Raw genomic sequence first — 5399 nt, forward strand, 5'->3', positions numbered from 1 at the left:
AGCGTCCTGCCATGCCCCAGAGAATAGATCCAGTTCGCGATTAGTTCCGCATTTCGTCCAGCTCGAAGCGAATTCCCGACGATCACCTCGTAATCAGGTACCGCTGGGACGTGAACTTTGATATTGTCGATTCAATGACACAGCACAACTGAGGCTTGTCAAAAATATTGACATTGCCGGGCGGCCGGTCTACTTACACGGTAAGTATTGTAAAATGATTTGACATCGATGATACGCCACGTGCCATTCATTGCGTGTTATTCAAAACAGTCTTTCGGCCCACAGACCAAAGCGATACCATCATCACAGCCGTTGTACTTGGACCCGGCAAGGGCATTTCGGCCAGTGAGAGGCAGGACCCGATGAGTGCAAAAACGAGCAAGGCGAAATTGGCGCTTCGGGCCGCGCTGTTGACTGCCACATGCGGGATGACACTGGGTCAATGCCTTAGTCCAGGCGGGTCCAATCCCAACCTCCCGGGCGGTGGCGCGGACGGGCCGACCCAGCTTCGCCGCCAGCCGTCGTGTCATCGGCTCAGACTGGCACATAACCCAGCGCCTGGTGCCCTCTTCGGCTGCCAACGGGGTTGACGTCTCGGCGCGGCGGCGATCCGCGCAGCGAGCCTACCTACGCGGCGACGACTGGTGTCGGCGCGCCTCACGCGGTGCGCACGTGGAAGTCCGCGAGTTCGGGGCACAGCAGAAGCTCGTGGTGGGTCTCCGGGGTCCATGGGAACAACTCGGGCAGGCCGTCACGACCGGGTCAGTACTGAGGTAAGAAAGGAACGACCGATGAACACGATAAGCAACAAGAAGCGATGGGCGATTCGGACCGCATTGCCTAGCCACCTGCGGGATATTGCTAGGCAAATTACCGCAGCTGTTCCCCCTTAGACGAGGCATTCCGGCGCCAGCAGACGGCATCAGCACCGGCGGTCGAGGTGCCGGCCCAGACCAATTACATCCGATGGTTGCCGATTGGCCGCAACTGTTTGATCCTCACGGGAGGGCGATATGTCGTTTGTGATCGTGGTACCGGAATCGGTGACGGACGCGGCAACGAGCCTCGAAAACATCGGCGCGACAATACGTTCGGTGCACGCGGCGGCGGCAACGCCCACCACCGCCATCGCCGCGGCCGCCGGCGATGAGGTGTCGGCGGCCATTGCGAGATTGTTCGCCGAGCAGGGGGCGGCCTATCAGGCCCTCAGCGCCCAGGCGGCGGCATTTCACACCCAGTTGGTGGAGATCATCAAGGCGAGCGCGCGCGCCTATGCGGCGGCCGAGGCGGCGAACGCGACCCCGCTGCAGACCCTCGAGCAGGAGGTGTTGACGCTGATCAATACGCCGACCAACACACTGCTGGGGCGCCCCCTCATCGGTGACGGCACCGGCGGCATCACCAACGCGGCCGGGGTCGGATCTGCCGGGGGTGCGGGCGGAATCCTCTGGGGCAACGGCGGTCGCGGCGGCGCCAGCACCGCCGACCGGGTGCAGGGTGGTGCCGGCGGTCCGGCCGGATTAATCGGCACCGGCGGCACGGGCGGAATGGGCGGGCTCGCTGCGGCCGGCGGGGCCGGTGGCACCGGCGGCTTGCTGTGGGGCAACGGCGGGACTGGAGGGCTGGGCGGCTGGACCGGCGTCGGTGGCGTCGGCGGCAACGCGCTGTTGTTCGGTAGCGGCGGCACGGGTGGTCAGGGCGGAACGTTCTTGGTCAACGCTGCCGGTTTCACCGTGGCTGGCGGATCCGGCGGCCGCGGCGGCACCGGGGGCCTGTTCTGGGGCAACGGCGGCGCGGGCGGCATTGGCGGACCCTACGGAATCGGCGGTCTCGGCGGCGGCGCGCAATGGTTCGGCGACGGTGGCACCGGCGGAATGGGCGGAGCCTTCGCGGACGGCGGGCTGGGCGGCGACGGCGGGAAACTGATCGGCAACGGTGGCGCCGGCGGCACCGGCGGCGTCATATCCGGCGTCGGCGGCCCCGGCGGGGTGAGCGGCCAATTGCTGGGCCATGCCGGGGCGACCGGCGCCAATGGCGGACCAGCCGCAGTCCAGCTGGCGATGCATGAGACTCGCCCGACTTTGCAGGTCTCCGTCGGCGGCGCGCCGTTTGTGCAAGCGACCGTGGACACCGGATCCAACGCCCTGTTCTTCGCGCCCCGAGACGTCGATCTGCAGGCTCTGGGCGCCCCGACCCGCACTGGCCTCACCTACCACTTCGGCAGTCCCGGCGACGAAACGGTGGTCACGTACAACGAATACACAGCGGCGGTCAACTTCGGGAACGGAATCATGACCCAGCCGACAAAGATCGGCGTCATCACCTCCGAAATCCACAACGGACAGGCCTCGGAACCCGAAACCCTGATCGGCGTCGGGGCCAACGCGAACAACCCGCAGTTCACCGTCACTGCCGTACAGCAGCTACCGGGCCAGCTGAACCGCGGGATCCTCGTCAACCAGCCCGAACACTATTTCCAGTTCGGCGACAACCCGCTCCCCGAGATTGCCCGCATCCCTGGATCGCCTATCACCAGCGTCCTGCAAGTGCAGGTCAACAACACCACTCTGCAACCAGTGACCGTCGCTTTCGTCGATACTGGCGGCGTCGGCGGCACGATCCCCCTCGACCTCCTGCCGCCGGACCTGCAGCACTTCCCGGTGGGCGCGTCCCTTCCGGCCGGAACGAGACTCTACGTCGCGGTGGCCAATTCCGTGCTCTACGAGCAGATCACAGTCGGCGGTCCCAATGCCGTGCTGGTGACGGTCCCCGGCGGGGCTTTCAATACCGGGAACTACCCGTACACACTGATGCCGATCTACCACTCCTTCAGTCCTGCCGGCGAGGGAATGGTCGTTTTCAATTCGCGGCCCGCCTAGCTTCGCCAGATCCGGCACAGCTGGATTTTTGAGTCAAGTTTGACGTCGTTGGGCTGGAGCGCCGGTATGGTCGGTCAGGTGAGCGAGGCCGGTGGGCAGGAGTCGGTCGTACACGCAGGTGAGAAAGTGGGCGGTGTGCAGGCCACGCTCGGTGACCGAGTAGCGGTGACTGTATGGGATGCGGGTGATCAGTCCGCGGGATTGAGTCGGCGCGGGTCGTAGGTGGTGTGCCCGGCGGCGACAGGTGTCTGAGGCCAGGCTGCGTAGTTGGCTGGTGAGGGTGCGCAGATCGGCGTTGCTGAATCCGTTGGTTTGGCAGCCAAAGATCACCGATTGTGCCGCTTCCCCTCTTCGGGGCAGATAGCGATCCGCCACCGCGTCGTACTCGGCACCGGCGATCGACCCGTGATCGGCTGCCAGCTCTACCAACTCGACCGGCCACCCAACCTCTTGGAGGGAGGCGGCGAAGTCTCTGCCGGCTGTCACCGGCACAACGTCATCTGCCCCAAAGCGTGCAGCAACGTGAAGGGCGAGCCGCGGCGGTCAGCAGACAGTGCATCGGCCAAGCGTCCGGGGGCGTACTTCACCGTCCTCACGTCAGGAGGGTGCCCAGCTGACAGCGGTCCAACCCCATGTGCATCAACTCGGCCGGGCCGTAACGTGGATGGATGGCCAGAACCCGCGATACCGATGCCTGCCCGGGTGCGCTGCAGGTGCACCCGTCCGCCGACGGCGCGCTGGTACGAGTTCGGTTGCCGGGCGGGATGATCACCGCGGCGCAACTGGCGACGCTCGCCACCGTCTCGATCGGCTTCGGCTCAGGAACGCTGGAGCTGACCTCGCGCGGCAATCTGCAATTGCGTGGCATCACCGACGTCGCTGCGGTCGCCCAGGCGATCGCCACGGCGGGGCTGTTGCCGTCGGCGCCGCATGAGCGAGTCCGCAACATCGTCGCGTCGCCGCTGTCCGGCCGGGTCGGCGGATACGCCGACATCCGCACCTGGGTGGGCGAGCTCGATGCAACGATCTGCGCCGAACCACGGCTTGCAGACCTAGGCGGGCGGTTCTGGTTCAGTCTCGACGACGGCCGCGGCGACGTCTGCGGCTTGGCTGCCGACATAGGCGTGCAGCTGCTTCCCGACGGACCTGTGCTGGCCTTGGCGGGCCAGAACACGGGTTTGCAAATCAACGATGTCACCGCAACGATGGTCGGGCTCGCGCTGCGATTCCTCGAGGTGCGCGGAAAAGCTTGGCGGGTCAATGAATTGGCGGACATCAACGCTCTACTGCCCGGCGTCGAGTTGGGCTCTTTGTTCTTGCCGATCGATAAGACGCCGGTGGGCTGGATCGCCCAAAACGACGGTCTTGTGACGTTAGGCGCCGCCGTACCGCTGGGGGTGCTCAGCGCCCGCGTCGCGGAATTTCTCGCCGCGACGGGAGCCCCTATGGTGGTCACGCCGTGGCGATCCGTACTGGTGTGCGATCTCGATGAACGTGTCGCCGACACCGCACTGCGGGTGCTGGCGCCATTAGGTCTGGTGTTCGACGAAAACTCGCCCTGGCTTCGCATCAGCGCGTGTACCGGGCGCCCCGGCTGCGCGCACTCGGTCGCCGACGTGCGGACCGACGCGGCCCACGCACTGAACGCCAGTCCTGCTGTGCACCGCCACTTCGTCGGCTGCGACCGTGCGTGCGGCAGCCCGCTGATCGGTGAGGTGCTGGTGGCCACCGGCAGCGGCTACCGGCAACTCAGGTCTTAGCCGCGAAACCGCCGATGGGCCGGGGCCCGACACGTGCAGCATTCCGCGAAACCGAGAATCTCCTACACCAACGCGCTGCGGTGGCGTTGTCCGGAGCCTCGAAGGCGATCGGATTCTCGCCTGTTCTCGTGATTGTTGGAGGCCTCAGGTGACGTCTACATTCGTGTTGCCCGACATTTTTGGCGGCGGCAGCAACAGACCTTTCGGGTATAGGCTCGACGCTCACCCTGGTCAACGCGGCCGCCGCCGCTCAGACCACGGGGCATGCTCGCCGCCGTCGAAGATGAGGTATCACAGGCGGTTGCCGCGCTATTTTCGGCCCGCGCCCAGACGTATCAAGCGGTTAGCGCACAGGCGGGGGCTTTTCATGCCCAGTTCATGCAGGCATTGATCGCCGGTGCGGATTCCTACGCCATTACCGAGGCCGCTAATGCCTCACCGCTGCAGCAACTGCTGAACGCGATCAACGCGCCGAGTCAGGCCCTGACGGGGCGCCCGTTGATCGGTGACGGCGCCGCAGGAAGATGGACTAGCCGGATTGCCCTAACCAGGAACCGGCCAGGGCGCCCACCCATCGAGATCGAGGGTATGGGGCGAGATTCGACTCGCCATGGCTGGGCGGTGTTAGGTGCAGTTCGCCGATCGCGTTGCCGACCTATTGGCCACGCCGGCAGCGGCTACCGGATACTCAGGTCTTAGGGTGGGCGGGGTGCTCGACTACATCCGCGATGCGGCTGAGATTTACCGCCGGTCGTTCGCG

The 5399-nt window shown here is 65.6% G+C and carries 2 protein-coding genes and 2 pseudogenes; 3 read left to right on the forward strand and 1 reads right to left on the reverse strand.

Translation table 11 applies throughout. The annotated features are described in order from the left end of the window. Positions 1-1013 precede the first annotated feature (1013 nt). Positions 1014-2879 carry a PecA family PE domain-processing aspartic protease gene (locus F0Q45_RS23930; protein ID WP_149656270.1) on the forward strand — a complete coding sequence of 622 codons (1866 nt, stop codon included), beginning with the start codon at positions 1014-1016 and terminating at the stop codon, positions 2877-2879. A 354-nt stretch (positions 2880-3233) separates the two neighbouring features. Here F0Q45_RS23930 and F0Q45_RS23935 read toward each other — a convergent pair. Then, positions 3234-3526 (reverse strand): annotated as a pseudogene (locus tag F0Q45_RS23935) (esterase); the annotation flags it as partial. A 21-nt stretch (positions 3527-3547) separates the two neighbouring features. Between F0Q45_RS23935 and cobG the strand changes: the two are divergent. Continuing rightward, the gene (cobG, locus tag F0Q45_RS23940) at positions 3548-4639 is read left to right on the forward strand and encodes a precorrin-3B synthase (protein WP_149656271.1); all 1092 of its coding nucleotides are present in this window, start codon (positions 3548-3550) and stop codon (positions 4637-4639) included. Between the two features lie 179 nt (positions 4640-4818). After that, positions 4819-5161, forward strand: a pseudogene (locus tag F0Q45_RS29645) (PE family protein); the annotation flags it as partial. Positions 5162-5399: the final 238 nt, after the last annotated feature.

The organism is Mycobacterium simiae (assembly GCF_008370645.1).
Classification (GTDB): Bacteria; Actinomycetota; Actinomycetes; order Mycobacteriales; family Mycobacteriaceae; genus Mycobacterium; species Mycobacterium simiae_A.